Here is a 26,456-nt window from a genome sequence, read left to right on the forward strand (position 1 = left end):
CCTACATCCACCCTGTCAACTACTTCCTCCGCTTATTTTTATCCAATACACCAAACCACTGTTCTAATAAGATTTATTTTTTCGCCATCACCCTTGGTTTGATCCTAATTTAGTTCTTCGTCTCTATTTCACCCTTTTGATGACTTTTTACTGCATTAATTTTGTTATTTAACTGAGATATCGTCTGTGTTACCCATATAAGCTTTCTTTAACTTTATCCAAATCTGTGCTGCAATTGGTTCAGTAAATGGGTCAAATTTTTTGCAATTTTAAGTAACTCTTTTGACGATAAGAAGGCTTTACTGCTTTTGTTGCACTTGCTGAGTTAGGTAATTATTGGGGGGCTCTTTCTTTTTTATTATTTTAATTTATTGATGATGTTTCCTTTATTACCACTTATTTTATGATTCAGATTTAATGCTTTTAAGTTTAAGGAAAAAGTGTAAATAGATCCAATAGTGCGAGATATGCATGTTTGAAAGGTATAGTTTATTTTGTTGTTTGATGTTTTTGTTATTTTTCAAGCAAAGTACCCTGAATGTGCTATTCATGAGTCATAGATTAATTATTTTTATTTGTTGTAATTTATTTTTTAATATCTTGCTATTTAGCTCTGATGAGTTCTTATTATTGTGTTTGATTCTTGTTATTGTGTGCTGGTCGATATTTGTGCTTATGATTTAAGCTTATAATTTGTTATTGTAGCTGGCGCTATTCTTTATTTATAGTGATTTTACGATTATGCCTCGTTTTTATGTTCCTGCAGAATTGTGTGAAGTAAATGCTTTTTCTTTACCTGATGCGACTGCTCGCCATGTACAAGTTTTACGCTGTCAGCCGGGAGAGCTGATTGAGTTGTTTAATGGTCAAGGTCTGGTATATGAGGCTGAGATTATGTCTATGGGCAAGAAAAATGTGGATGTAATGATTCATGACTGTAAAACCGTTAAGGTTGAGTCTACTTTGACAACCACATTGCTGCAATCAGTGTCAAGCAGTGAGCGGATGGATATGACGATTCAGAAAAGCGTAGAACTTGGGGTGTCTGTGATTCAGCCGGTATTGTCTGAACGAAGCAGTCAGCGCTTAGGTGGTGAACGGGCAACGAAAAAGCGGGAACGTTGGCAGGATATTGCCATTGCAGCATGTGAGCAATGCGGGCGAACTGTTGTGCCGGAAATTAGGCCTATTATGGATTTAGCCAGTGCATTGCAAGATGTGGCTGATGCTGATTTGAAGCTGCTAATGAGTTTGCGTAGGCCGCTGGCTTTGAATGAATTTTCTCAGGCCCATGCGGTGACGTTGTTAATTGGTCCTGAAGGTGGGTTGAGCACATCTGAGGAAGAACAAGCGACTCGGTATGGGTTTTCGGCATTCAGCTTAGGACCGCGAGTATTACGTACGGAAACGGCTTCTCTGGCGGCACTGGCTGCTATGCAGGCATTATGGGGGGATTTCCGTGGGTAAAGGGAATTAGCTTTGTGAACATGAAAAATTCAGCCAGTCTGTTTTAGCAACTGGCTGATATTATATTTAGTATTTTTCAGGTATGTAACGATAAGGATAGTTGGGTTCTTGGTAATCGCCTTTATCCTGTCGTTTAGGTAATTCGACTTTTTTGCGCGGTGTTTTTTTATACGGAATTTCGCTAAGGACGTGTTCAATGATGTTGAGCCGAGCCTTTTTTTTGTCGTTGGAGTCTACGATATACCACGGGGCCCATGAGGTATCAGTGGTCATGATCATTTCGTCGCGTGCTCGGGAATAATCGTACCAGCGGCTGTAGGATTTGATGTCCATGGGTGACAATTTCCAGATTTTACGCGGATCGTTTATGCGACCAAGCATGCGTTTTTCTTGTTCTTTCATGTTTACTTCAAGCCAATATTTGAGCAGGATGATGCCGGAATTGATGATGGCTTTTTCCATAAACGGAATGATTTCTAGAAACTCTTTACTTTCCTGTTCGGTGCAGAATCCCATTACGCGCTCTACACCGGCACGGTTGTACCAGCTTCGGTCGAAAATAACGACTTCTCCGGCAGCGGGTAAATGTGGAATATAGCGCTGCATGTACATCTGGCTTTTCTGGCGCTCACTGGGCGCAGGAAGAGCTACTACCTGAAATATGCGCGGGCTGACTCTTTCGGTAAGTGCTTTGATGGCACCTCCTTTACCTGCTCCATCACGACCTTCAAAAATGATGCATACTTTTTGGCCGGATTCTTTTACCCATTCTTGTAGGGCAACCATCTCTCCCTGTAATTTTTCCAGTTCTTTGTAGTATTTCTTTTTGGTAAGTTTTTTTTGTTTGTGCTTTTTGTCAATTGGGTTGTCATTTTGAGGTTGAGGCTGAGGCTGATTTATATTGGGTGCATCAGTTAGTGGTTGTTGTTTGTCTATCATGATTACCCCTTTGATGTTTGTTAATGATTAAATAAATTTAACTGTTATACACAGAATATTAATATTAACAATTGTTTGCAACTTTAGTTACGCATTTTTACATTAACATCTTAATACGTTTGTTTATATCTGCTTATTCTTCGTATCAAGCTTTATTAGGATCTACTTAATCAGTTGCCATTATCATTTTTAATCGTTATGCGCTGTTCATCTCGTACGGTAATCCACCACACAATCAAACCAATGATCGCCAGCGTGACGCCAACCCATGCTGTGCTGGTCCAACCCCAGCCAGCAGCTATGGTCAGTCCTCCAAGATAAGGGCCTAGTGCATTGGCAGCGTTAAAGGCGCTGTGATTTAATGCTGCGGCCAATGTTTGGGCATCTTTGGCTACATCCATAAGGCGGATTTGCAGCAAGGTACCAACGGCACCACTCATACCTATCAGGATAACCTGTATACATACCCAGTAGGGATAATGCACGGCAAAAGGATACAAGGCTAACATGGCTGCAGACCAAACGAGTAACCATGCAAGGCCAGTCATGACGTGGCGGCCTACTAGCCGCGGTACGATGATATTGCCAATGGTCATGCCTACGCCGTAGAGACACATAACTAATGGTACGTTTCGGGGTGACATGCCTGTGATGTTTTCGAGAGTTGAGGCCATATAGGCGTAGATGCCGAACATGCCGCCAAATCCTATGGCGCCTATGGCAAGAGTCAGCCATATCTGCCGGTTAGTCAGTGCACCTAGTTCGCGCACCGCACTGCTGTCTCCACCTTGCATACAGTGAGGTGGTAGAAAAACGGCTACAAGGATAACGGTGATGGCTGCCAGTATAGCTACAATTAAAAAAACGACACGCCAACCTAAGGCCTGTGCCAGCCAGCTGCTTAAGGGTACGCCAACAGTAGTGGCTATGGTTAAGCCAATCATCATTAATCCGACTGCTTGTGTACGCTTATCCGGCTGTACCATGGCTGCGGCAACCAACGCACCTACGCCAAAGTAGGCGCCATGCGGCAAGCCACTTAAAAAGCGAAACAGCATCATGCTTTTGTAATCAGGAGCAAGCATGGTACCCAGATGAGCCAGAGAGAAAAAAGCCATGAGCACCAGTAGTAGGCTTCGCCTGCTAAACCGAGCGCCAAATATGGCTATTACGGGTGCGCCTACAACGACACCAAGTGCATAGATACTGATTAGGTGACCGGCTGTGGGTTCGCTGATGTTCAGTCCGCTGGCAATGTAAGGTAATACGCTCATGGTAGCAAATTCAGTGGTACCAATGGCAAAGCCGCCAACGGCAAGGGCAAACAGGAGCCAGCGGGGATGTAGAATGCGGTTGAGTTCTGTATTCATAGGTATGTAGTTCAGCATTGATGCTGCTGAATTTGTTGTATAGTTGATTTGTTTTAGTCTAACTGATTGAGAATCATAAGTAAAAATACGGATTTTTTCTGAAATTTCTTGGCATTTTTTGAATGGGTTGGTGTAATGGTTATGAGGCAGAAAATGCGATGAAGTTTTTTGAGTAATTTTTATGCTGTTGCAACCATTTTGTACGCTGTTTTGTGGTGTTGGACATATTTATTTTAATGCAAAGATAATTTAATTTGCGATTGTTATTGTTTTTTTAGGGTTAGAAGGTCATTGTTTCTTACAGTTACGTTGCTATAGCAGGATATAATAAGTTTAATCGTGTACTTTTTATATACTGTTTAATTTTATTTGATTGGAATGAATGATGAGTAAGCCCAGTGCTCAAACCCTTGAAAATCGTCTGGATGATGCGCAGTTGCTGGCTGATGAGGCTAAGTATTGCTCTTTCGGTGATACGGTTCATTATGTTAATCCACCGAAAATTTTTGATGGCTGTGAAGGCAGCTATATGTACGATAAGGATGGTAAGCCGTATTTGGATTTACAGATGTGGTATTCGGCCTGCAATTTCGGTTATGCCAATGAGCGATTGAATAATGTACTGAAACAACAGGTTGACAGTTTGCCGCAGTGTGCAAGTCAGTATCTGCATCCTACCAAGATTGAGCTGGCTAAAACCATTGCTCAGGATATGAAACGCAAGTTTGGCCATGATGGACGGGTACATTTTAACGTTGGTGGTTCTCAGTGTATTGAAGATTCACTGAAAATCATTCGTAATGCTTGTGAGGGCCGTTCGCTGATGTTTGCGTTTGAAGGTGGCTATCACGGCCGTACGCTGGGCGCTTCTTCGATTACCTCCAGCTTCCGTTATCGCCGTCGCTACGGACACTTTGGTGATCGTGCGATGTTTATTCCGTTTCCCTATCCGTTTCGCCGTCCTAAAGGAATGACGGCTGAGGAATATGGTGAACATCTAGTGGCTGATTTTGCTCGCTTGTTTGAAACGGAATACCATGGTGTATGGGATCCGAAAGCAGGCCAAGCTGAATATGCAGCCTTTTATGTGGAACCGCTGCAAGGTACGGGCGGTTATATTGTGCCACCACGTAATTATTTTAAAGGTCTGAAAAAAGTTTTGGACCAATATGGAATTTTGCTGGTGGTGGATGAAATCCAGATGGGCTTTTACCGTACTGGTAAGTTGTGGTCAATCGAACACTTTGATGTTAAGCCTGATATGCTGGTATTTGCTAAGGCACTCACAAATGGTATGAATCCGCTGGGTGGTTTGTGGGCGCGGGAAGAATTGATTAATCCGCAAGTATTTCCGGCTGGTTCTACACATTCAACTTTTGCCTCTAATCCTTTGGGTACGGCTGTTGGCCTTGAGGTATTCAAGATGATGGCGGAAGTTGATTATGAAAAAATGGTGATGGAAAGTGGAGCTTACTTCCTTGAAGGCCTGAAAACGCTGGAACAACGCCATAAAGAAATCGGTGAAGTAGATGGTCTGGGTTTGGCTCTACGGGCAGAAATCTGTACTGAAGATGGTTTCACTCCGAATAAGGCTTTGGTAGATAAGATGGTCGACATCGGTATGTCTGGTGATCTGGACTGGCACGGTCAGAAAATGGGTCTGGTACTAGACATTGGTGGTTATTATAAGAATGTAATTACTTTTGCACCGTCATTACATATTACTAGGGCGGAAATCGATCAGGGCATTGAGTTGCTGGATCAATTGATTACGCGAGCTAAAAAAGAGCTGAACGCTTAAGCTACGGTATACGGCAGCTCAGCAATCGTTTTAGCTGGCTGCCCTTTGAGATTATATGAAATATCTAAGTCAACTGGAACCGGACGAGCTGGTGGAAACATTTCTGGCCTGCCCACCCCTCAATTTCAGCGCGTGGCAACTATCAAACGGCGTGCCTGCTTTTGCGACACGCTTTGATTTGCTCACGACTGCTGATACCGATTTTCAACAGAAGATACGGCATTGGCCTTTTTTTGATTGGTGGCAGCGTTTTCTACACCCTCTTACCTGTTTTATCGGAACAACAGTATCTGAGTATGCTCTGTTTTCACCACAACAACCGGCTCAGCAACTGGCAAAAGAAATATTACAAAGTTATGGCAAAAAATATCCGCTGCTGATTGTGAAAGATATTCCTCAACAATCACCATTATTAAATAAAGAAGCAAATGAGTATGCAAACGAGCTGATTCTGACTTTGAAGCAACAAGGTTTGATTGAAGTGGAAGGTCAGGCGCTAGCTTGGGTGCCGATTGATTTTCAGGATATTAATGAATATCTAGGGCGCTTATCCTATCAACGACGTAAAAATTTTCGCCGTAAGCTGAAAACTCAAACCCTAGTTGAAATAAGCTGCTTGCATAGTGGAGATGTTTGCTTTCAAGATGAAGTAGTTTTAGAGCAGTATTATCAGCTGTATTTAAATGTTTACAATCAAAGTGATGTACATTTTGATTTGCTAACGCGGGATTTTTTCCGTAGGTTGCTTCAGGACGGTAATAATCAGGCCAGAATTTTCACTTATCATTATCAGCAGCAAATGGTCGGCTACAATATTTGCTTTGTGCTCAATAATATGCTGGTGGATAAATATATTGGTTTTGCTTATCCGTTGGCACGCGAACTGAATCTGTATTATCTAAGCTGGTTTTACAATCTGGAGTATGCGAGAGAGCAAGGTTTGAAGTTTTATATAGCCGGCTGGACAGATCCGCAGGTTAAGGCTTCTTTAGGCGCTCAGTTTACTTTTACCAAACACATGGTGTATGTCCGCAACCCAGTTTTGCGTGCTTTGCTTAGTAAACTCAGTAGTCGTTTTGAACAAGATAAAAACTGGCAGGAAGCGCATAAGCAGGATAATCAGGACGGCAGATAGTATGAATAAAACGGTTATTCTGGATTTTGACAACAGTACTGGCACTATACCCGATGCTGTCAGAATTGAGCTAGGGCAATGGCAGGAGGCTATTCGTTTTGGATGTTCGCACGCTCGCTTCAGCCAGCTGAAGCAAGAACTCGAGCAAAAGTTACCGGAACACTATGGCACAGTTTTGATGGGCAGCGGTGATTATCATCATGTTTCGCTGTTGCTTATAAAACGTTTACAACAATATTTTACTGCTACAAAACCGATAGAAGTGGTTATTTTTGATAACCATCCAGACAACATGCGCTATCTGTTCGGGATTCATTGTGGTTCCTGGGTGAGCTATGTGGCGCAATTGCCTTTTGTCAGCCATGTGCATGTGCTAGGTATTACTTCCAAAGATATTGGCTTTGCTCATAGCTGGGAAAACCGGCTAGCTCCATTATTTCAGGGCAAACTTACCTACTGGAATATGGATGTAAAAATTGGCTGGGCCAAAAAAATCGGTTTGAGCCATGCTTTTCGTAGTTTTGCATCCCCGGAAGAGCTGGTTAGTGCTTTTATTCAAGCACAGCAACGAAATACCAGACCTGTATATGTTTCGATTGATAAGGATGTGCTAGCTAAGGATGTGGTGCAGACTAACTGGGATCAGGGACGTATGCAGCTTAATCATTTATTGTCCGTAATAAATTCGCTAAATCAACGCATTATTGGTAGTGATATTACTGGCGAAGTTTCACAATGGGAATATACAAGCTGGCTTAAACGTATGCTCAGTGCTATGGACAAACAGGAACCAATTCCGGAAGCCACGCTATCTGCATGGCAGCAACAGCACCATGCTGTCAATCAGCAGTTACTCTCAGCCTTAGTTCAGCACCCGCAAACCACACGCTGAATAACTGCACAAATTTGCTCAAATTGCGCATCTGTCAGCCAAGGGCTATTGGTAATGGTTAACATACGAGCCGCAAAATCTTCAGCATTGGGTGTGGATTCCTTTGGTACAATCGGCTTTAGGTAATCGTACTGCGCCAGTGTATGGATGAATAAGCGGGTTACGCCCAAGGGGCTAGTCCATAACTCTTTTAAAATAGCATCACGCTGTTGATTAGTCGGCAATAACACCATTAAAAATGGCCACACTCCCTGACCATACTGATCAACAATAACTTGTATAGCGCTGATTTTCTGCAACTGCTGAATCCGCTGTTGCGCTTGTAGGTGTAATGTTTGCAAAAATGCCGGTAACCTCTGGAAGGCATTGGTGGCAACATGTTGCCGTATATGGCTTACCCGATGCATAGGAATGTCGAAATCAAAATCATCGCCTACTGCTGCAATCCATTGCTGCTGACGCAAAGCTTTGCGCCGGCCGCGGCCATAGACAAAATGCAGACCGGCGGGATGATATAAAGCAGTATATCCGAATAGTTGTAGTGTACGCAGGAATTCCCATTTAAAACGTTGTGGTAATAGTTTATTGGCAGTTTTTTGTAAGCTCTTGCGCAATTGAGTTTCGGGAGCGGTAAGTAATCCACCCTCATACATGGTCAAACCTTTACCGGCAGCCAAACTGAATAGAACCACATCACCGTATTGACCGACTTCTGCGCCCAGAGCTTGCGCAGCATCTTCGATTACCGTTATCTGTTGAAATTGGGCTAACTTTTTAACACCAGCAACATCAGAGACCCGCCCGCCCAGATGAGTTGGAATGACCGCCAGCACTTTTTCATTCAATAAATTAGTTAAGTGCGCGGTCTCCAAATCAATACTGTTGGGTTTTAAATCGCAAAGCTGTATTTGCAAACCACAATGATGGATAGCTAATGCTACCAATGGACAAGTATAGGCAGGTACGATTACGGTTTTACGCTCAGGCTGTTGATGCGCTAGCGTAGTTAACGCTATCACCAGCGCTGCCGTACCCGAACAGGTTAGTTGTAATGGTGGCAAGTTAAAGCGTGCGCTTAATTTGTCTGCCAACGATGATTTTACCGGCAGCCAGTCCCGCCATTGCAGCGGTAAGCCGGCTGTAGGCGGATTTTCATAATAGTTAAACATAAACGGCACTAAAATTTAGACCTGAAGTAGTCAACAAGTTTTATCATCGTGACAGTTTTCATTCTGGACAATTTCTTTTTCTGCCAACGCCAGAAAGATGATACCACCCACAATAAATACTGCACCAATAATGCGTATGGCCGTAATATGTTCATGAAATAGAAAAGCTGAAACCAGCATGACTGTTACTACTTCCAGATGCGAAGCGGCAAAAGCTGGGCCGACCGGCGCCTTTTTCAGTAAGGCCATCCAAGTAAAAAAAGCACCAATATAGCCAGCAACAGCAATATAAACCCATGGCTGGGTAAAGACCCTTGAAATCCAACCCAGATTGGCTTCAAGTGGCTGTGCATGAATAGCTGTGAGTTTAAAACTGCTCTGTCCCAGAGTGTCAAATAATAATAAAAGTACAAAGCCGATTAAATAAAATTTACGCATTATGAAGCTCCTACCAGCACTACACCAATGGTGATACAGAACATGCCAAGAAGCCGGAAGCGGGTGAGCTTTTCCTGAAACAGAAGACGTCCTACCAGCATCAGCACAATAATATTAATTGAGCCAAGCAATATACCCTGTGATAATGGTACCTGACTTAAAAACGCCAGCCATAATAAAAATTCGGCTACATAGGAACCAATACCAATCCACAGCCAATAATTACAAAACAAATCAATCCAGTAATACCAACCATCGCGGTTATTAGGTGCGATGGCTGCATATTTAAATGCTGTTTGGCCAAGGGTATCAAAACAGATATTGGCAAACCACAGCACAAAAACAATCAGGGACATACAATCATTCTTTCTGCAACAGGAAAAACTTTTTAAGCTGATTGAGCAATATTTTCAAAGAAAGCTACTGATTGATTAATTACTTCCCGCCGCTGCCTGTCTATAGTAATTAGATGATAGCTGTCATCAAGCACTACAAATCGCGTAGGACCACTTACGTGTTTTTCCACTAGTCGCGCATTGGTGTTGATATTGGCAATATCATCATGACCTGAATGCATAATCAAACAGGGTGCTTTTACCTGTGAAAGCTGCTGACGCATCAGTTTGGCCAACGCTTGCATTTCTGCCAGAGCAGGAAACGGATTACCTGCTAAACCGGCACTAGCACTGTCACCACTGAACATACTAGCAGCGACCGTGGCACGGATACGTTCATCCTTCAGACCGTACGGTGGCTTTTCGATAAATGAAGTTTTTTGGAATAAATGCAGTTTTTTTAAAACAGGCAGCAGAACAAAAAGCTGTTTTGCCCATAACGGAATAGACCAGCCATCATAGCTGAACGTCACTCCATAGACGCCAACTCCTTTTACTAGCTCGGGCTGATCAGCGGCCAGCTTCAAAGCCAGCAATGCACCCATGGATAATCCCGCAACAAACAGGTTATCAACACGCTCCCGTAAAAACTGAGCGGCTTCCTGCACACTAGCATACCAGTCACGCCAGCTAGTCTGACATAAATCAGCTTCATCACCACAATGTCCCGCTAGCTGCATAGCATAGACAGTAAAGCCGGCCTGATGCAATCCTTTAGCCAGAATACGCATTTCATTCGGCGTGCCGGTCAAACCATGGATGAGTAGCACACCATTGTGATTACCGGGTAAAAAATAGGAGGAATCTTGAATCATAATAACAAATCGGCGGATGATACTTTAGGCTGGAGACAGGCAATAATTTTCTACCGGTTCTTCAATCAAATTAGGCAGAATAGCTGCAACATCACCAAAATCCTGAATCGGATAGTACTGGATACCCCGCTGCTGACAGAAATCAATCAGTTTATCCTTGGCAAAAACCAGATCGACTTTATCGGCCACACAAAAATCCGAAGTACCATCGCCGACATAAAAAACTTTCTGAAAACCAAACAATTTCTGACGATGTTGACATTTGCAATTTCCACAGGCTTTGAGGCAGTGCTCATTAGCATAAGGAAATTCCAGCTGCCAACCCCGCTGTTGATTATGCAATAATCGGTTGGCATAAACAGGAAGAAAATCATAGCCATAGCGATTCAGAATTGACCGAATAGCATAATCCAACCCATCACTGACGATATGCACATTCAAATGCATGTTACGAGCTAAATGAATAAACTTGCTGAAAGCCGGATCAATGCGGATTGTTGTGAGTACATTGTCCAGCTCGGGCAGACTGGCGTCCATATTAGCAATCTGCTGACGCATGCATTCTCGCGAACCAATCATGCCTTCCTGCCATTGCTTCTCCAATTGGATACATGTATCGTTACCAAAATGTTCAAGCAATGTATCAGTAACATCTTTCTCACTGATGGTACCGTCAAAATCACACAATACAGCATACTGATACAAATCAGTTGCCTGAAATAAAGATTTCAGACCAGTCTTATTTTCAACAATGGGTGTAAAACAACTCATATCATTCCGTGTATAAATTACAAACGAAAACAGGCTAGTATTGTAAAAGGGATAAAAGGGTGGGTTATTTAAATTGATTAAATACAATCGTGCAAAAAGCATAACCAGCACGTCCGGTTTAACATAGTCACGCTGCTACTATTTATGCAAGCAGCAACAATCCTGATTTACCAACCTGAGATTAAGGCAACTAAAATCAAAATCGACTGATTTACTTAATATTTATTTCAAATAAAGCTTCACAGCAACATTCCATTGCCCACAGAAATAATTGCAGAAATATGCTATAACTCTGACAGTAGATTGTATTTATCCACTATACATTCAGCTCAATTCCCGCACTTATCAGACACACTTCTATTCAGATTACTGAAATATTTGAGAAATATTTGGCAAATAAACTGGGTATTCTAAAACATTTCATCCAGAAATCAAACCTACGTAATTAATGTATCTATAAAATTATCATTGAAAATTGTGACTCGAAATAATATCAATTGTTATTTTTGCAATATCAAAGAACAAATAATTGATTAAATTATATTATTTTTACAAAATAGGCTATTAATGCATTGGTCAGCATAAAATCATTTTATTGAAGCGATTTGCAATATCATTTCACATATAAGGAATTGGATTAGTTTTAAAGGTCAAAGAGAATTTAGAAAAATAAATGGATTTCTTGGTAATTGGCTTGTTTCACGAAATAATTCAAACAGAAAAATTTTTAAAATGTGAAAAAAAGATTTGAACGGTTTGATTGACAAAGACAAATTGGCAAATAACTGATAAATTTCTATTTCAAAGTATGAGAATGATTTCTCAGCCCGAAAAATCTATCTATCTGATTTACATATTTATTCATCTAATCCGCAAAAAGCAGAAAAAGTGCGAAATAGCTATTCCGCACTTTTTTTATAATCATATTTGATTATATGCAATTTTCTGAAGAATCTGCATCATATAGGTCTTTAATCGTCAGTCATTTTAGGTTCAGCATTTTGCAAACCGAATACATGTGCTGACTCAGGACGGACATCATCCATATCATGTCCAGGATTCATTACCAGATCACCTATTTGAACTGCATTAGATGCACTGATAATCAATGCAGAAGATAAATTATCACTCACACGGTAAACCATTGCCAGACCAACCTCCTCAGCAGGAATACTTAAATATTTAAATACGTTGCGTGATGATTTTGAATCTGTCGAAAATCCTGCTTTAAACTGACGACTTTTAGTATACAAACTCAATACAGTGCCTTTATCTATACCGTCATTTTTACCCAAATTAATAGTAATTGTCTGATAAGGACCAGCTTCCTGTATACCATCCATTACAGACACAATTTTGCCTTTAACCTGAGTATTAGGTGCATGAGGCATCATTTGAAACGGATCATGCTCATCTGTAATTTTTAACAGATAATCGCCCTTATTGATTTCAGATGCAATATTAGTCACAACCATTGGCTGTGCAGTACGTGTTGGTAATTTAATCAATGGATTCACACGTGTATAATACTCATCTTTGGGTAAGTTAGCAGCTTCATCTGGGCTTCGCTCGTTCAGGGCACTGTTTTGTCCCGCTAAAGTAGCAACTTCACCGCTAAAGCGTACTAGCTGACCAAGATATTTATGCGTATCTGGGTCGGTAACATTCTGTTCAATGCGATAAACTAGATAGCGGCCTGGTTCAAGTTGGCGATCTGCATAAACTCTATCCCCTTTAGAAAACAATATTCTGTTTTCCGGTCCCGCAGCTAATCGTGGCGCATTTCTGGTCTCCTCCTTATCAATGACCTGCGGATGCTGCATAAACATTCTGAAAAAATCAACATCTATAGTACTGATTCCATAACCAGAAGACAGATTACGAATTTTCGGCTCCAACTTAATCGTTGGAATTCCTGCACTGTTATCAAAGCCAAGACGGGGCTGACCATCTACATAGCGCAAAGACAATACCTGCCCTGGATAAATCCTTTGTGGATTATGGATTTGACTACGATTGGAGCCCCAGAGCTTGGGCCACTGCCATGGGCTATAAAGATACTTACCGGATATGCTCCACAGTGTATCGCCGTTTTTGACTACATATTGCGCTGGTGCATCTGGACGAATTTTCAGTTTTGCCATCACAGGTGCGGATATGGCCATACTCAGTGTACACAGCAGAGTTATAATATGTTTATGCATGTAAAGTATCCTTAGGGAAATTACTGTTTTAAATAGTTGTTATATGACATAGTATGGATATAAGTGCCAGTTTACCTGAATCTATATCAACAATCTTTAAAAATCCAGTTTTGCCATCATGTAAACAGGTCAGATTGAACAAGGAATTAAACACATAATGGCTCTATTAAACATTTTACAATATCCTGATGAGCGTTTACATACTGTTGCGCAGTCTGTGACTCAATTTGATGACAGAATCCGCACACTAGTGCAGGATATGGCCGAGACCATGTATCAGGCCAGAGGAATCGGGTTGGCTGCCACTCAGGTAAATGTTCATGAACGTGTAGTAGTGATGGATCTCTCCGAAGAACGTAATGAACTCAGAGTCTTCATTAATCCGGTAATAACTGCCCGTGAGGGTGATACCGAATATGAAGAAGGCTGTCTTTCTGTACCCGGCATTTATGAAATGGTACACCGCTCTGAACGTATCTCGGTTGAAGCATATAATGAGCACGGTGAAAAGTTTACTCTGGAAGCAGACGGCTTGCTGGCCATCTGTATCCAGCATGAGCTTGATCACCTTGCTGGTAAAGTATTTGTCGAATATCTGTCGCCATTAAAACAGAATCGCATAAAAACCAAACTGAAAAAACGCGCCCGCGAAAAAATGTAATTTGACCTTTTGTCTGACCTGTTAACTGTATCGCCAGTAATAAATACTTGCGGTGATGCATTGTGGATTTGTTGTATGAAGCCTTCTGTAATATTTGCTGGTACTCCTGATTTTGCCGCAGCCGCACTTAATGCCATCGTTGCTGCCGGTTTTGAAGTGCCATTGGTTTTAACCCAGCCAGATCGTCCCAGTGGCCGCGGATTGAAACTACAACCAAGCGCGGTAAAAAAAGCTGCCTTGACACATGGACTTAACGTTCTTCAGCCTGCAACACTTAAGACGGCGGAAGCACAGACCATATTACAGGAACAGAATGCAGATGTGATGGTTGTAGCAGCTTACGGATTAATACTGCCGCAGGCTGTATTGGAAATACCTAAGTACGGTTGTCTAAATATTCATGCTTCTCTTTTACCACGATGGCGCGGTGCGGCGCCCATCCAGCGCGCCATCGAAGCTGGCGATAAAGAAACCGGCGTCTGTATCATGCAAATGGATGCTGGTCTGGATACCGGTGCGATAATCAGCCGCCATACCTACACTATAGGTGCTGATGATACGGCAGCTAACGTACACGATGCTTTAATGCATTTAGGTGCCACTGCGATTGTTGCTGATTTACGACAGATTGAGCGTTTACAAGCTATTCCTCAGAGTGAGACGGGTGTTACCTATGCCCAGAAATTAACCAAAGCAGAGGCACAAATCGATTGGTGTCAACCGGCTACTGAAATTGTCCGCAAAATTCGTGCCTTTAACCCCGTACCCGGAGCTTGGACTATCTGGCAAGATAAACCGCTAAAAATCTGGCAGGCAAACATCACCGCACATTCTGGTGCGGCAGGTACTGTCTTGCATAGCAACGAACATGAACTGATTATTGCCTGTGGCACAGGTGCCATCAGCATTCAGGAAATTCAGAAGGCAGGCAGTAAAGCCATGTCTGTAGCTTCATTTCAGAGTGGACATACCTTACCAGAGGGTAGCAGATTGGACTCAGCGGAGATCAGTGCATGAGCATGGCACGAGCTCAACAGTTGGCAGCCTACTCCTTAGGAGAAGTATTAAGCGGTCGTAATTTAAGTGAAGTACTGACTCAGCTTATACAGCAGCATAGTGAACTGTCTCCAGCAGACAAAGGTGCATTGCAAGATTTAAGTCACGGCAGCTTGAGGTATTTAGGTTTACTGCAGCAGCTAGTACGAAAAATGACAAAATCATTTCCGCCTAATGAGATCAATCATCTGCTTATCATTGCCTTGTATCAGCTAAATTTCAGCCGTAACGCTACTCATGCCGTGGTCAATGAAGCAGTGAATAATGCACGTCAAATCTACGGTGGTAGCTATCAGAAGCTGGTTAATGCCTTACTCCGGCGTTTTCTGCGCGAGCGTGAAACGCTTATAACCACCACCAACAAGCAGGAAGAAGCACGCTACAATCTGCCAGCGTGGTGGTTAAATTACCTGAAAAAACACTATCCTCAACATTGGCATAATATAGCTACGGCCATGCAGCAACACCCACCCATGACCCTGCGCGTAAACCGCCGTGTTACCGATGCTGAACAATATTTGAACGAACTGGTTAAAGCCGACATACCGGCAAAAATTTTAGATACGCATAGCATCATGTTGCAACAGCCTATAAGTGTGCAAAAACTACCAGGCTTTGCAGATGGTCAGGTTTCCGTACAGGATTATGGAGCACAGCAGGCTATTCCATTGCTGAACCCACAGAATGGCGAACGTATTTTGGATGCCTGTGCCGCGCCGGGTGGTAAAACCGGACATATACTTGAATGGGCAGAATGTGAAGTCACAGCACTAGATATTGATTCTCAGCGTTTGCAGCGAGTAAAGGATAATCTGCAACGTCTTCAGCAACAGGCACAGCTGCATTGTGCCGACGCAAAAGAGCTGCACTCATGGTATGATAACAACACTTTTGATGCCATTTTGGCCGATGTACCCTGTACCGCTTCCGGTGTAGTAAAACGTCATCCGGATATCAAATGGCTGCGTCAGCCACAAGATGGACAGAAAACTGCCTTACAGCAGCAGGCTTTACTGGATAATTTGTGGCTGACATTAAAATCTGGCGGACGCATGCTATTGGCCACTTGTTCGATTTTTGTCGAGGAAAATCAGCAGCAACTGGCCCGTTTTTTAACCCGACATTCCGACGCCCGAGAGCGTCTGTCACGTGTATTGTTACCGAACAGCAGACAAGATGGCTTTTTTTACGCGCTTATCGATAAAATTTAGTCTATTTTTTGCCTGTCTGCTCTGCCTGAGCATCACTCTGGCACAGGCAGAAGGCATAAGCACCACGCGTGCTCAGGCCTATATTACTCCCAATGGCCAGCTTTCCATCAATACCCGTTTTAACACCCAGCTGCCCGATCAGCTCAAACAGGCACTGACGCAAGGCGTTCCCTTAAACTTCGATCTCAACTACCAGCTCACCGCTCCTACTCTTGCCTCCTACCGCAACCGGATTAACAATCTGATTGCAGGTGATAATCTTATTCAGTACAAGCTCGCATATCATCCTCTGACCAATCGCTATCGAGTCAGCATGGGGTCAACGTTCTCTACCGAATACAATAGTTTGGAAACAGCACTTAAAGCCATTGGTGCAGCAGCAAACTGGCGTGTTCTCAGTAGTGGCACACTCAGTGGCGTATCAGCCGGAGAAGTACGAGCTGATGTCCGCCTTAGTTTGAGCATCAGCCAATTACCGAAACCTTTCCAAATCAATGCTCTAACTTCTCATAACTGGCAACTGGATTCCGGCTGGCATCGTCTGGTAATCAACGCGGATTAATTAATATGAGACGGCTACTTCTGGTCATGGCAGTACTCTGTGTAGTGACTCTGTATGTTCTGGCTGTCGCCACCGGTAATACTGGCTTCTTATCACAGTATTTCTGGTTCGCATTCGGATTTGCTTCCTTACTTGTACTGACACTGGCCGTGATGGCTGCTTCTTACTGGTGGAAACTTTTACAAAGTCGGCACCGGCAGGAGTTTGGCTCCAAAATTGCTATGCGTCTGGCATTAATGTTTACATTGGTGGCTGTTCTACCTGGCCTGTTTCTGTTTGGCGTTTCTGCACAATTCATCTCTCACAGCATACATTCATGGTTTGGTAACGATACCGAAGAAGCCCTCAACCGCAGTATTAGTTTGAGTAAATCGGCTCTGGATTATGAATTAGATAACAGCGTGCGACGCGCAGTCAATATCCAAATTGCATTAATAGCAGCCAATGGATTGCAAAGCCCAGTTTTACCGATTTTACAAACTTATGGTCAGAATAAACAGTTTAGCCAACTCAATATTCGCAATCTGCATAACGGCCAACTAGTTGCCGAATACAACCCCAAGCACCTGCCCGCACCAGAACTCAATCCAAATCTTTTGTCCCATCTGCACAGCACAGGTTCAATCCGCGAAATTGAAAGCATCAACAATATACTTTATGCACAGGGCTGGCTGATTTTGCCGGGGCATAACAACGATAAGGCCCTGTTTTTCCGCCAACCTATTCCAGCCAAAGTGGCGCGGGATGCCACCTTAATCGAAGCCGCACACGCCAAATACGGAGAACTGAGTTTTACCAAAAAAAGCTTGCAAACCTTTTTTCTGGCCACTCTGCTGATGGCTACCCTGCTGGCAATCGTTTTGGCTTTACTGGTAGCATTGTATTTTGCCCGTCAGTTTGTAGCACCGATTCTTTCTCTTGCAGATGGCGCCAGAGCCGTAGCCAAAGGTGATCTGAATGTACAGCAAACGATTTACCGCAATGACGAACTAGGCAAGCTTACCGGACTCTTTAATCACATGACTGTACAGCTTCGACACTCACGTGAACAGCAAGAAGCTGCACGCCACTATTTGGAATATATTCTCAACAGTCTGACCACTGGCGTAGTCACGCTTGACGCTGATAACCATCCGATTACCTACAACCAGATGGCAGAAAATATTCTCGGACAAAACCTAGATGCCATTCTAGGGCAAAATATAGACCAACTGCCCGAGCTAAACCCGCAATCAGCCATGCTGGCCGATGTATTTCGGCAGATTTTGTCCACAAAACATCAAAACAAACCTGTACAAATCACTTATAATCACAAAGATGAAACCCTGATACTGCTGGGTAAAGCTACGCCACTGCCGGAAGACAGCGGTGGCGGCACTATTTTGGTATTTGATGATGTTACTGCACTGGTAAGCGCGCAAAAAGAAGCTGCATGGGGTGAAGTAGCACAGCGGCTGGCACATGAAATCCGTAATCCACTTACGCCTATTCAGCTCTCAGCCGAGCGGCTGGCTTGGAAACTCAGTGATAAACTTAATGAATCGGATGCACAGATTCTCAACCGTGCCACCAATACTATTATTAGACAAGTAGCCGCCATGAAAGACATGGTTGAAGCATTCCGCAATTATGCACATGCCCCGGCATTAAAATTCACAAACCTTGATTTAAATGAACTAATTCGCGAGGTTTTGGTACTTTATGAAGGTAGTAATTGTACATTTACGGTTAATTTGAGTAAGATAGTAATGTATGTTAACGCCGATAGCGGCGCATTACGTCAGGTTATTCACAACCTGCTCAAAAACGCCGTGGAGGCTGCCAGCGCTGATGCTTTACCCCATATCAGCGTAACAACCGAAATAAATAACGAACATATCCTTTTCTATGTGAGCAACAATGGTAAAACATTCAGTCAGGAGATGTTATTACATGCATTTGATCCATATGTAACGGACAAACCCGGTGGTACCGGACTGGGATTGCCAGTAGTCAAAAAAATCATTGAAGAACACGGCGGACGAATCCAGATCAGTAATCAGAAAAATGGACTGGCTTGTGTCAAAATAACCTTACCATTACAGGTGAATAGAAATGCGAAGCAGTGATATTTTAATTGTTGACGATGAAATAGGTATCCGCGATTTACTATCGGAAATCCTGCAAGATGAAGGTTATACCGTCACTACGGCCGAAAACGCCGATACTGCCCGCCAATTACGCCAGCAAACCCGTCCCGCTATGGTGTTACTGGATATCTGGATGCCAGACTGTGATGGAATTACTTTACTAAAAGAATGGGCAAAATCGGGACAGCTTACCATGCCAGTAGTAATGATGAGCGGCCATGCCAGTATCGATACTGCCATAGAAGCTACCAAAATCGGTGCACTTGATTTTCTGGAAAAACCTATTTCACTGCAAAAACTGCTTAGCTCCGTAGACCGCGCTTTAAAATACGGACAAATGCAAGCCGCTTCCAACCTATCTCTGGACAAGCTTGGACATAGCCCTGCGATTAAAGAATTAAACCAGCAACTGGAACGCATCGCAAAATTCAGCACCCCAGTGTTACTGACTGGTGAGTTGGGTTCTCCATTTGAGCTTGTTGCCCGCTCTTTTCATAAAAATGCCACGCCTTGGGTAGAACCATCCAAAGTAGAACAGATTGTTGACGCCCCGATAGAATTATTACAAAAAGCCACCGGTGGCATTCTTTATCTGGGCGATATTGCCCAGTACGGCAAAAGCACTCAGCAAAGTATCGGCTTTATCCTGACCAAAGCTGATCGCTACAATGCCCGTATCGTATGCGTGTGTAGCCGCCCCATCAAAGAAATGATTACCGATCCGTTACAGGACAACAAACTGCTCAATACCCTTTCATCTTTAATAGTGCCAATTCCACCTTTACGCCAACAGTTGGATGATATGGTATTTCTAGTAGAACAAATTACCAATGAGCTGGCTGAAAGTCAGAAAATTCCACCGGTAAAATTCACCACAGCAGCTCTGAATGAATTACGCCAGTACGACTGGCCGGGCAATTTGGAACAACTGCGCAGTGTCGTCAAAAGTCTGATGATGACCGCAGAAAATAATGAAATCGATGTAAATGCCATCAGTACCATACTGAACCAATTTAAGCATAATCACCCGCAGGAAAACATGACGGGCTTCAATTTCGATATGCCACTGCGTGAATTGCGCGAAGATCTGGAACGACGTTACTTCGAATACCATATTGCTCAGGAAGGACATAACATGAGCAAAGTTGCTCAGAAAGTCGGATTAGAGCGTACGCACCTGTATCGCAAATTGAAACAGCTCGGTATTCAGTTTTCACGGCGCCAAACAGAAAAATAAAACGGTTGAGCAACCACTTATATAACCATTACCAATTGATTATGAATCATATTCATAATAAGCATCGAATTTTTCAAAGAAAATATGTACATAAAGCATTGATTGGCCTTGCCTGAAACGTTATGGTTAGATATCTACCTATAACAACTGGAGAGGCTGTTCAATCATGAGTTTCACACCGCTGAGTTTTGAATTTTTTCCGCCGCGTACCGAAGAGGGGCGGCGGAAACTGAGTATTACCCGCAAACAACTCAGCCAATATCAACCTGAATATTTTTCATGCACTTATGGAGCTGGAGGCACCACTCGTGCCGGTACACTTCAGACCATTACCGATATCATGAACGATGGCGTGGCTGCAGCTCCGCATCTTGCCTGTATCGGAGCCAGTCGCGAAGAAATGACCAGTCTGCTTCAGACTTATAAAGATATGGGTATCCGCCATATTGTGGCTTTGCGTGGCGATGTTCCATCCGGAGTCGGATTTGGACATCAGGGGCTACGATATGCAAATGAATTGGTAGGACTTATCCGGCAAGAATTTGGCGACTGGTTTCACATAGAAATAGCAGCCTATCCAGAATTTCATCCACAATCGCGCAGTGCCGAAGACGATATCAATCACTTTGTAAAAAAATGTCAAGCTGGTGCCGATTCGGCCATCACCCAATATTTCTTTAATGCAGACAGTTATTTTTGGTTCGTAGATGAAGTTCAAAGCCGTGGGGTCAATATTCCAATTATTCCCGGCATCATGCCGATTGCAAGCTTCTCAAAACTAGCCCGTTTTTCTGAAACCTGTGGTGCCGAAATTCCTCGCTGGCTACGGTTAAAACTGCAATCCTACGCCGACGATACCGCATCAATTAAAGCCCTTGGTTTGGATGTGGTTACCGAAATGTGCGACCATTTACTACAGCAGGGTGCACCTAGTTTACATTTCTATACTTTAAATCAGGCTGGTTTAGTCTCAACAATCTGTCAGCGTTTAGGATATTAATCCTAAGCCAAAGCAGAAATTAAAAACATAAACTACTTTTCCCTTCAAAAACTCTTAATATTTCAAATTTACAGTTTCAAAAAATGATGCCCCTTATCATCTTTATGAAAAGGGGCATCATAATTCTGTATTCTCAATTTTTTAGCAGCTAAAAACCATCAACAAGCAGCCAGAAAATAAATTATGCTAATGCGTTAACAACTGATTCAAAAATTGTTGCGCACGCTCATGCTGCGGATGTAGGAAAAACTCTTCAGGAGCAGCCTCCTCAACAATTTCACCATGATCAATAAATACCACTCTGTCGGCCACTTCACGGGCAAAACCCATCTCATGTGTAACTACCATCATGGTCATACCACTAAGTGCCAAATCTTTCATTACTTTAAGTACTTCACCAATCATTTCTGGATCAAGAGCAGAGGTTGGTTCATCAAACAACATCACCCTTGGTTCCATAGCAAGACCGCGTGCAATCGCTACGCGCTGCTGCTGTCCGCCGGATAACTGCTGCGGATAAGCATCACACTTATGTGCCAGACCCACCTTAGCCAATAACTCTTGAGCTTTCGCTTCAGCCTGAGCACGGCTTTGTTTTTTCACCTTCATCGGTGACAAAATAATATTTTCCAGTACCGTCAGATGTGGATATAGATTGAAATGCTGGAATACGAATCCAACTTCTGTACGTACTCGGTTTAAATCAGCCTTAGGGTCAGCCACGTTAATTCCATCAACCCAGATTTCACCTTGCTGGATTTTTTCTAACTGATTCACAGTACGGATCAAGGTGGATTTTCCGCTTCCAGACGGACCGCAAACCACCACTACTTCACCCTGGCTGACATTAAGATTCACACCATTAATAACATGTAAGTCCTTAAACCACTTATGGACGTTTTTAAATTCAATCATGTATTCCCCACATCATGGAACAGACGGTATCAGTTATTCAAATACACGCGCCATTGTCCAACAAAATATTACTCAAAGCCACATAAAGCTCGGGTTTAATCCGCTCTGGTCGCCAACCTGGATCAATGCCTACATCTATTAATCTGGCATCATCCACCCACTCCTTCAGATTATTATGAATGGTCTTACGTCGTTGCTGGAAAGCCTGTTTAACCAAAGCCGAAAAATGCTGAAAATCCTGCGCAATTCCGATACGCCCGCTCTGTGGAATCATTCTCACTACCGCTGAATCAACTTTTGGAGCAGGGTTAAATGCCTGAGGGGGCACATCCAGTAAATTTTCCATTTCAAAAAAATACTGCAACATCACACTTAAACGCCCATAATCATTACTACCAGCCTCCGCCACCATGCGCTCGACTACTTCCTTTTGCAGCATAAAATGCATGTCTACAATCTCATCAACATACTTACCAAAGCGAAATAACAACGGTGTTGAAATATTATAAGGTAAATTGCCTACTATTTTTTTTCGCCCAGGCACACTCGCAAAATCAAACTGCAGTACATCACCCTCATGGATTTCCAGCTTCGAAGTAAAAGGTAATGTACGTAAACGCGCTACAATATCTCGGTCAATCTCAATTACATGCAGTTTATCCACCGCTTTAGCCAATGGTTCTGTAATAGCGGCCAGCCCGGGACCAATCTCAATTACTGTATCTGCCGGCTGAGGACGTACTGCACGCACAATATCCTGAATAATACTTTTATCTTGCAGAAAATTCTGTCCGAACCGCTTACGGGCACGATGTTCTTTCATAATGCTTCCTTAATCTTTGCCCTATTATAGATTAAAATCCATTTGATCAACTTCGTGCTTAGGCCTATAAAAACACTTATGGGCAAGCACACCAGCTAGCCGTGTTGAATTATTCCGGTAAATATCGCATAGGATTCACAGCCTGACTGTTTACCCGTATTTCAAAATGCAGTTTTACACCGCTCGTTCCACTGTCCCCCATCGTGGCAATGGTCTGACCTGCCTGCACTCTTTGTCCATTACGGACATTCAGAGAGTCATTATATGCATAAGCCGTCATGGTAGTATTGCTGTGTTTAATCAGTATCAGCCTGCCATACCCACGCAGCTCATCACCAGCATACTGTACAGTACCTGCAGCCGCAGCCTTAACCAGTGTTCCACGATTACCAGCAATATCAATCCCCTTTTGCGTCTGACCGTTAAACATACTAATCACCCTCCCGCGCACCGGCCATTGCAGGCTGATATCAGGAGCGGCATTACTAACAGCAACTGGTGCTGGCTGACGCACCACATTTCCTGACGACTGTTTTTTTACTGAGTTCTTACGCGAACCCCCTACCGGTTTACGCACACGTATCAGCTGCCCTACCTCAATTGCATTTGCATTTGCCAAATTATTCCAACGCACCAGCGTATTAACATTCTGATTAAAGCGTAACCCAATTCTGTATAAGGTATCGCCACGCTGTACACGATAATAACCATTTTGAGCGCTGGCACTCATCACTGGGGCATTTACCGAACCACTACTTTTGCAACCACTCAGCGCTATCGCTAGACAATAAATCAGATATAAACCAACCCTTCTAATCATTACAGACCCTATTTCTATCTGCTTCATTACTCCATCCCAGCCGCAACATACATCCGTATAGCATAACGGCTAAAGCTAATTTGAGGTTGATATTAACATAGCTTTGCCCTTACATCGTCCAGCAACGGTCTGCATGCCAACAATAAACAGACAGTTTTAAGATGTCCATATTGAATTCCTCCAACCCGCAACCATCTGTAAAAACTGTTATTGCTTAATTAAGGGAAACTTACATGCGATATTTGAGCTGGGCTATACTGATACTGGCAGCATTGGAAGTAATTTCCATTATTCTGGTCAGCAATCTGATTGGTGCAGGCTGGACTTTGCTGATTATCATTCTATCGATAGCATGCGGCATTTTTATGCTGCGCAATATCGGTGTATCTGGACTATTTCTTGCTATAGCAACCATCCGTACCGGCAGCAATGTTTCACTTTACCAGTTACTATGGCCGCTGCGTTATGTGCTCGCTGCCATCATGCTTATCAGCCCAGGCTTCGTATCAGACATTATTGCTATATTATTACTCTTGCCCATCAGTGGTAAGCCATTAAACAGCACAAACAACAATCCTTTTACCAGCCAGTCTCAACCAGAGCGTGGTGACATTATTGAAGGAGAATTCACCGTTGAAACAGGCAATGTACAGCACCCACACAACAATCAGCAACTGCCCCATGAATAACCTGTAAAAAAAACAAAAGCCGCACAGCATTCAGCCGGCGGCTTTTTTCTTCCAGATTATTTACGCCAAGCGCATTTGCGGAAACAGAATTACATCCCGTATTGTCTGTGCATCAGTCAAGAGCATAATCAAACGATCCATGCCAATGCCACAACCACCCGTAGGAGGTAAACCATATTCCATCGCACGAATATAATCTGCATCAAAATGCATGGCCTCATCGTCTCCAGCATCCAACTGTGCTACCTGCTCACGGAAACGTGCTGCCTGATCTTCTGGGTCATTTAATTCTGAATATCCATTTGCCAATTCACGTCCAACCACAAACAGCTCAAAACGTTCGGTCAAACCTGGTTTGGTATCAGACGCGCGTGCCAGTGGTGACACTTCTACCGGATAATCTACAATAAATGTCGGCTGCCATAGCTGCGCTTCAGCACACTCCTCAAACAAGGCCAGCTGTAAACTGCCTACAGCCTGAGAAACCGGTAAGGCTCCACCCAGCTTTTTGATTTCAGTTTTTAGCCATTCAGCATCAGCCAGTTGCGCATCTAGATATTGCGGATTGAAATGTTTAATTGCTTCAACAATAGTCATCCGTGCAAACGGCTGGCTTAAATCCACATTTTTTCCGTTATAACTTACAACAGCGCTACCTGTAGCCTCAATAGCAGCAGCACGAATAACCTTTTCCGTCATATCCATCATGCGCTGATAATCACCATATGCTTCATAGAATTCCATCATGGTAAATTCAGGATTATGGCGGGTACTCATACCTTCATTGCGGAAATTGCGGTTGATTTCAAACACCCTTTCCAGACCACCTACCACCAGTCGTTTCAAATACAACTCAGGAGCTACACGCAAAAACAGATCCATATCGAGGGCATTGTGGTGCGTCACAAACGGCTTCGCCGTTGCTCCACCCGGAATCGGATGCATCATCGGCGTTTCCACTTCCAAATAACGCTCGCTAACCATCACATTCCGCACAGCCTGAATAATCCGGCTGCGTTTAACAAACGTATCCCGCGTCTGTTCATTCGTAATCAAATCCACATAACGCTGCCGATATTTCTGCTCTTGATCAGCCAGTCCATGGAATTTATCAGGCAATGGACGCAATGATTTAGTCAGTAAGCGTAGGCCAGAAACTCGAACAGTCAGTTCGCCATGATTGGTTTTCATCAGCTCACCTTCAGCACCGACAATATCACCTAAATCCCAGTGCTTAAACGCATCGTGCAGTTCTTCACCAACACCCTGATTATTAATATACAGCTGAATACGCCCAGTCATATCCTGAATTGTGGCAAAACTAGCCTTACCCATATGACGTTTCAGCATAATTCGCCCAGCTACCTTTACCGGAATAGCTTTGTTCGCCAGCTCATCCTTATCAAACTGCTCAAATTGCTGGTGTAAATCACCAGCAAAAGCATCACGTTTGAAATCATTCGGAAAAGCAATCCCCTCAGCACGAATTGCCGCCAGCTTTTCACGGCGATGGGCCATAATCTGGTTTTCATCCAGTTGTTCTTCATGCGCGGCCGCCGCCGGCGCATTCTGCTGTTCGCTCATATGCATCCTCATACCATACGCAGTAATTCTCAATAAACTACTGCCCTACCTGAAACATCAAACAAGTTATAAAATTCAGGCAATAACAAATAAAAATTAACCGCCTATTCTAAGACAAAACAGCGAGTTTGACACGTAAAACCCCCTTCCGAACTAACAATCAAACAAATTAATTACACAAAACTCTCGGTTACAACGATAACTTAACACCATCAGCCTAAGCTTTCCGTAGCCTTAACCCCATTCACATAAAAATTATTATTAGTGTAAAAAAAATTTTGATGACATTATTAAAAAAAAAAACGACAGTTGCAGTAATCAATCTCAACTCACTACAAAATCAAATATTCTAATAAAGACCATACCGTTATTT

General features: G+C 43.1%; 24 protein-coding genes. 12 read left to right on the top strand and 12 right to left on the bottom strand.

The annotated features are described in order from the left end of the window. The first annotated feature begins 741 nt into the window (after window positions 1–741). Window positions 742–1,467, top strand: coding sequence for a 16S rRNA (uracil(1498)-N(3))-methyltransferase (locus J3U75_RS09430; RefSeq protein WP_267391891.1), 726 nt, complete (start codon window positions 742–744; stop codon window positions 1,465–1,467). Between the two features lie 66 nt (window positions 1,468–1,533). Here the strand turns inward: J3U75_RS09430 and ppk2 are convergent, their stop codons facing one another. Beyond that, window positions 1,534–2,406 (bottom strand): polyphosphate kinase 2, encoded by an 873-nt coding sequence (gene ppk2, locus J3U75_RS09435; RefSeq protein WP_267391892.1) that lies wholly within the window; start codon window positions 2,404–2,406, stop codon window positions 1,534–1,536. A gap of 170 nt (window positions 2,407–2,576) precedes the next feature. Further along, window positions 2,577–3,794 carry an MFS transporter gene (locus J3U75_RS09440; RefSeq protein ID WP_267391893.1) on the bottom strand — a complete coding sequence of 406 codons (1,218 nt, stop codon included), beginning with the start codon at window positions 3,792–3,794 and terminating at the stop codon, window positions 2,577–2,579. A 367-nt stretch (window positions 3,795–4,161) separates the two neighbouring features. Between J3U75_RS09440 and J3U75_RS09445 the strand changes: the two genes are divergently transcribed. The 3 genes from J3U75_RS09445 to J3U75_RS09455 are packed head-to-tail and all read left to right on the top strand — an operon-like array spanning window position 4,162 to window position 7,604. Beyond that, complete coding sequence (locus tag J3U75_RS09445) at window positions 4,162–5,577, top strand: aspartate aminotransferase family protein (protein ID WP_267391894.1); 1,416 nt, start codon at window positions 4,162–4,164, stop codon at window positions 5,575–5,577. 55 nt (window positions 5,578–5,632) lie between these two features. After that, the gene (locus J3U75_RS09450) at window positions 5,633–6,712 is read left to right on the top strand and encodes a GNAT family N-acetyltransferase (RefSeq protein WP_267391895.1); all 1,080 of its coding nucleotides are present in this window, start codon (window positions 5,633–5,635) and stop codon (window positions 6,710–6,712) included. 1 nt (window position 6,713) lies between these two features. After that, window positions 6,714–7,604 carry an arginase family protein gene (locus J3U75_RS09455; protein WP_267391896.1) on the top strand — a complete coding sequence of 297 codons (891 nt, stop codon included), beginning with the start codon at window positions 6,714–6,716 and terminating at the stop codon, window positions 7,602–7,604. Here J3U75_RS09455 and J3U75_RS09460 read toward each other — a convergent pair. From J3U75_RS09460 to J3U75_RS09485, 6 genes are all read right to left on the bottom strand, one after another. After that, on the bottom strand, window positions 7,580–8,773 hold the full coding sequence (locus J3U75_RS09460; RefSeq protein ID WP_267391897.1) for a DegT/DnrJ/EryC1/StrS family aminotransferase: 1,194 nt from the start codon (window positions 8,771–8,773) through the stop codon (window positions 7,580–7,582). The genes J3U75_RS09455 and J3U75_RS09460 overlap by 25 nt on opposite strands. A gap of 30 nt (window positions 8,774–8,803) precedes the next feature. Beyond that, window positions 8,804–9,211: a DMT family transporter gene (locus J3U75_RS09465; RefSeq protein WP_267391898.1), complete on the bottom strand. Its 408-nt coding sequence runs from the start codon at window positions 9,209–9,211 to the stop codon at window positions 8,804–8,806. Next, a complete protein-coding gene (locus J3U75_RS09470) occupies window positions 9,211–9,567 on the bottom strand; it encodes an EamA family transporter (protein ID WP_100141386.1) in 357 nt (118 codons plus the stop codon). Before J3U75_RS09470 ends, J3U75_RS09465 begins: the two co-directional genes overlap by 1 nt. Before the next feature lie 32 nt (window positions 9,568–9,599). Continuing rightward, a complete protein-coding gene (locus tag J3U75_RS09475; RefSeq protein ID WP_100141387.1) occupies window positions 9,600–10,421 on the bottom strand; it encodes an alpha/beta hydrolase in 822 nt (273 codons plus the stop codon). 24 nt (window positions 10,422–10,445) lie between these two features. Beyond that, complete coding sequence (locus tag J3U75_RS09480) at window positions 10,446–11,192, bottom strand: MtnX-like HAD-IB family phosphatase (RefSeq protein WP_267391899.1); 747 nt, start codon at window positions 11,190–11,192, stop codon at window positions 10,446–10,448. Between the two features lie 971 nt (window positions 11,193–12,163). Next, window positions 12,164–13,396 (bottom strand): LysM peptidoglycan-binding domain-containing protein, encoded by a 1,233-nt coding sequence (locus tag J3U75_RS09485; protein ID WP_100141389.1) that lies wholly within the window; start codon window positions 13,394–13,396, stop codon window positions 12,164–12,166. A 157-nt stretch (window positions 13,397–13,553) separates the two neighbouring features. Here J3U75_RS09485 and def point away from each other — a divergent pair, with 157 nt between their 5' ends. The 7 genes from def to metF all read left to right on the top strand — a co-directional run bounded on the left by def (window position 13,554) and on the right by metF (window position 21,252). Then, the gene (gene def, locus J3U75_RS09490; protein ID WP_100141390.1) at window positions 13,554–14,057 is read left to right on the top strand and encodes a peptide deformylase; all 504 of its coding nucleotides are present in this window, start codon (window positions 13,554–13,556) and stop codon (window positions 14,055–14,057) included. A 75-nt stretch (window positions 14,058–14,132) separates the two neighbouring features. Next, window positions 14,133–15,074 (top strand): methionyl-tRNA formyltransferase, encoded by a 942-nt coding sequence (fmt, locus tag J3U75_RS09495; RefSeq protein WP_267391900.1) that lies wholly within the window; start codon window positions 14,133–14,135, stop codon window positions 15,072–15,074. Further along, a complete protein-coding gene (rsmB, locus tag J3U75_RS09500) occupies window positions 15,071–16,324 on the top strand; it encodes a 16S rRNA (cytosine(967)-C(5))-methyltransferase RsmB (RefSeq protein ID WP_267391901.1) in 1,254 nt (417 codons plus the stop codon). The genes fmt and rsmB overlap by 4 nt, the downstream gene beginning before the upstream one ends. Beyond that, the gene (locus tag J3U75_RS09505) at window positions 16,290–16,886 is read left to right on the top strand and encodes a DUF4390 domain-containing protein (protein WP_100141460.1); all 597 of its coding nucleotides are present in this window, start codon (window positions 16,290–16,292) and stop codon (window positions 16,884–16,886) included. The genes rsmB and J3U75_RS09505 overlap by 35 nt, the downstream gene beginning before the upstream one ends. Before the next feature lie 5 nt (window positions 16,887–16,891). Then, window positions 16,892–18,994 carry a sensor histidine kinase gene (locus tag J3U75_RS09510; RefSeq protein ID WP_267391902.1) on the top strand — a complete coding sequence of 701 codons (2,103 nt, stop codon included), beginning with the start codon at window positions 16,892–16,894 and terminating at the stop codon, window positions 18,992–18,994. Continuing rightward, on the top strand, window positions 18,981–20,252 hold the full coding sequence (locus J3U75_RS09515) for a sigma-54-dependent transcriptional regulator (RefSeq protein WP_100141394.1): 1,272 nt from the start codon (window positions 18,981–18,983) through the stop codon (window positions 20,250–20,252). Before J3U75_RS09510 ends, J3U75_RS09515 begins: the two co-directional genes overlap by 14 nt. Before the next feature lie 166 nt (window positions 20,253–20,418). After that, entirely contained in the window at window positions 20,419–21,252 is an 834-nt protein-coding gene (metF, locus tag J3U75_RS09520; protein WP_100141395.1) for a methylenetetrahydrofolate reductase [NAD(P)H], read from the top strand. Window positions 21,253–21,438: 186 nt separating this feature from the next. On the opposite strand, the gene J3U75_RS09525 is transcribed toward metF, so the two are convergent. The 3 genes from J3U75_RS09525 to J3U75_RS09535 form a co-directional block, all read right to left on the bottom strand. Continuing rightward, window positions 21,439–22,167, bottom strand: coding sequence for an amino acid ABC transporter ATP-binding protein (locus J3U75_RS09525; protein WP_267391903.1), 729 nt, complete (start codon window positions 22,165–22,167; stop codon window positions 21,439–21,441). A gap of 37 nt (window positions 22,168–22,204) precedes the next feature. Beyond that, complete coding sequence (gene rsmA, locus J3U75_RS09530) at window positions 22,205–22,990, bottom strand: 16S rRNA (adenine(1518)-N(6)/adenine(1519)-N(6))-dimethyltransferase RsmA (protein ID WP_267391904.1); 786 nt, start codon at window positions 22,988–22,990, stop codon at window positions 22,205–22,207. A 109-nt stretch (window positions 22,991–23,099) separates the two neighbouring features. Continuing rightward, window positions 23,100–23,837 carry a peptidoglycan DD-metalloendopeptidase family protein gene (locus J3U75_RS09535; RefSeq protein ID WP_267391905.1) on the bottom strand — a complete coding sequence of 246 codons (738 nt, stop codon included), beginning with the start codon at window positions 23,835–23,837 and terminating at the stop codon, window positions 23,100–23,102. 206 nt (window positions 23,838–24,043) lie between these two features. Between J3U75_RS09535 and J3U75_RS09540 the strand changes: the two genes are divergently transcribed. Further along, complete coding sequence (locus J3U75_RS09540; protein ID WP_267391906.1) at window positions 24,044–24,499, top strand: FxsA family protein; 456 nt, start codon at window positions 24,044–24,046, stop codon at window positions 24,497–24,499. Between the two features lie 60 nt (window positions 24,500–24,559). Here the strand turns inward: J3U75_RS09540 and lysS are convergent, their stop codons facing one another. Next, window positions 24,560–26,083 (bottom strand): lysine--tRNA ligase, encoded by a 1,524-nt coding sequence (lysS, locus tag J3U75_RS09545; protein WP_100156202.1) that lies wholly within the window; start codon window positions 26,081–26,083, stop codon window positions 24,560–24,562. Window positions 26,084–26,456: the final 373 nt, after the last annotated feature.

Origin of the sequence: Snodgrassella sp. B3088 (assembly GCF_026535815.1) — a bacterium.
Classification (GTDB): domain Bacteria; phylum Pseudomonadota; class Gammaproteobacteria; order Burkholderiales; family Neisseriaceae; genus Snodgrassella; species Snodgrassella alvi_E.

What these genes read in the sequence shown, in the direction of transcription:
- J3U75_RS09445 (WP_267391894.1), top strand. Translation starts at nt 4,162, where the DNA reads ATGAGTAAGCCCAGTGCTCAAACCCTTGAAAATCGTCTGGATGATGCG.
- J3U75_RS09470 (WP_100141386.1), bottom strand. Translation starts at nt 9,567, where the DNA reads ATGTCCCTGATTGTTTTTGTGCTGTGGTTTGCCAATATCTGTTTTGAT.
- rsmA (WP_267391904.1), bottom strand. Translation starts at nt 22,990, where the DNA reads ATGAAAGAACATCGTGCCCGTAAGCGGTTCGGACAGAATTTTCTGCAA.
- ppk2 (WP_267391892.1), bottom strand. Translation starts at nt 2,406, where the DNA reads ATGATAGACAAACAACAACCACTAACTGATGCACCCAATATAAATCAG.
- J3U75_RS09480 (WP_267391899.1), bottom strand. Translation starts at nt 11,192, where the DNA reads ATGAGTTGTTTTACACCCATTGTTGAAAATAAGACTGGTCTGAAATCT.
- lysS (WP_100156202.1), bottom strand. Translation starts at nt 26,083, where the DNA reads ATGAGCGAACAGCAGAATGCGCCGGCGGCGGCCGCGCATGAAGAACAA.
- J3U75_RS09450 (WP_267391895.1), top strand. Translation starts at nt 5,633, where the DNA reads ATGAAATATCTAAGTCAACTGGAACCGGACGAGCTGGTGGAAACATTT.
- J3U75_RS09515 (WP_100141394.1), top strand. Translation starts at nt 18,981, where the DNA reads ATGCGAAGCAGTGATATTTTAATTGTTGACGATGAAATAGGTATCCGC.
- J3U75_RS09535 (WP_267391905.1), bottom strand. Translation starts at nt 23,837, where the DNA reads ATGAAGCAGATAGAAATAGGGTCTGTAATGATTAGAAGGGTTGGTTTA.
- J3U75_RS09430 (WP_267391891.1), top strand. Translation starts at nt 742, where the DNA reads ATGCCTCGTTTTTATGTTCCTGCAGAATTGTGTGAAGTAAATGCTTTT.
- metF (WP_100141395.1), top strand. Translation starts at nt 20,419, where the DNA reads ATGAGTTTCACACCGCTGAGTTTTGAATTTTTTCCGCCGCGTACCGAA.
- J3U75_RS09460 (WP_267391897.1), bottom strand. Translation starts at nt 8,773, where the DNA reads ATGTTTAACTATTATGAAAATCCGCCTACAGCCGGCTTACCGCTGCAA.
- J3U75_RS09510 (WP_267391902.1), top strand. Translation starts at nt 16,892, where the DNA reads ATGAGACGGCTACTTCTGGTCATGGCAGTACTCTGTGTAGTGACTCTG.
- fmt (WP_267391900.1), top strand. Translation starts at nt 14,133, where the DNA reads ATGAAGCCTTCTGTAATATTTGCTGGTACTCCTGATTTTGCCGCAGCC.
- J3U75_RS09465 (WP_267391898.1), bottom strand. Translation starts at nt 9,211, where the DNA reads ATGCGTAAATTTTATTTAATCGGCTTTGTACTTTTATTATTATTTGAC.
- J3U75_RS09440 (WP_267391893.1), bottom strand. Translation starts at nt 3,794, where the DNA reads ATGCTGAACTACATACCTATGAATACAGAACTCAACCGCATTCTACAT.
- J3U75_RS09455 (WP_267391896.1), top strand. Translation starts at nt 6,714, where the DNA reads ATGAATAAAACGGTTATTCTGGATTTTGACAACAGTACTGGCACTATA.
- J3U75_RS09485 (WP_100141389.1), bottom strand. Translation starts at nt 13,396, where the DNA reads ATGCATAAACATATTATAACTCTGCTGTGTACACTGAGTATGGCCATA.
- J3U75_RS09540 (WP_267391906.1), top strand. Translation starts at nt 24,044, where the DNA reads ATGCGATATTTGAGCTGGGCTATACTGATACTGGCAGCATTGGAAGTA.
- J3U75_RS09525 (WP_267391903.1), bottom strand. Translation starts at nt 22,167, where the DNA reads ATGATTGAATTTAAAAACGTCCATAAGTGGTTTAAGGACTTACATGTT.
- J3U75_RS09475 (WP_100141387.1), bottom strand. Translation starts at nt 10,421, where the DNA reads ATGATTCAAGATTCCTCCTATTTTTTACCCGGTAATCACAATGGTGTG.
- rsmB (WP_267391901.1), top strand. Translation starts at nt 15,071, where the DNA reads ATGAGCATGGCACGAGCTCAACAGTTGGCAGCCTACTCCTTAGGAGAA.
- J3U75_RS09505 (WP_100141460.1), top strand. Translation starts at nt 16,290, where the DNA reads ATGGCTTTTTTTACGCGCTTATCGATAAAATTTAGTCTATTTTTTGCC.
- def (WP_100141390.1), top strand. Translation starts at nt 13,554, where the DNA reads ATGGCTCTATTAAACATTTTACAATATCCTGATGAGCGTTTACATACT.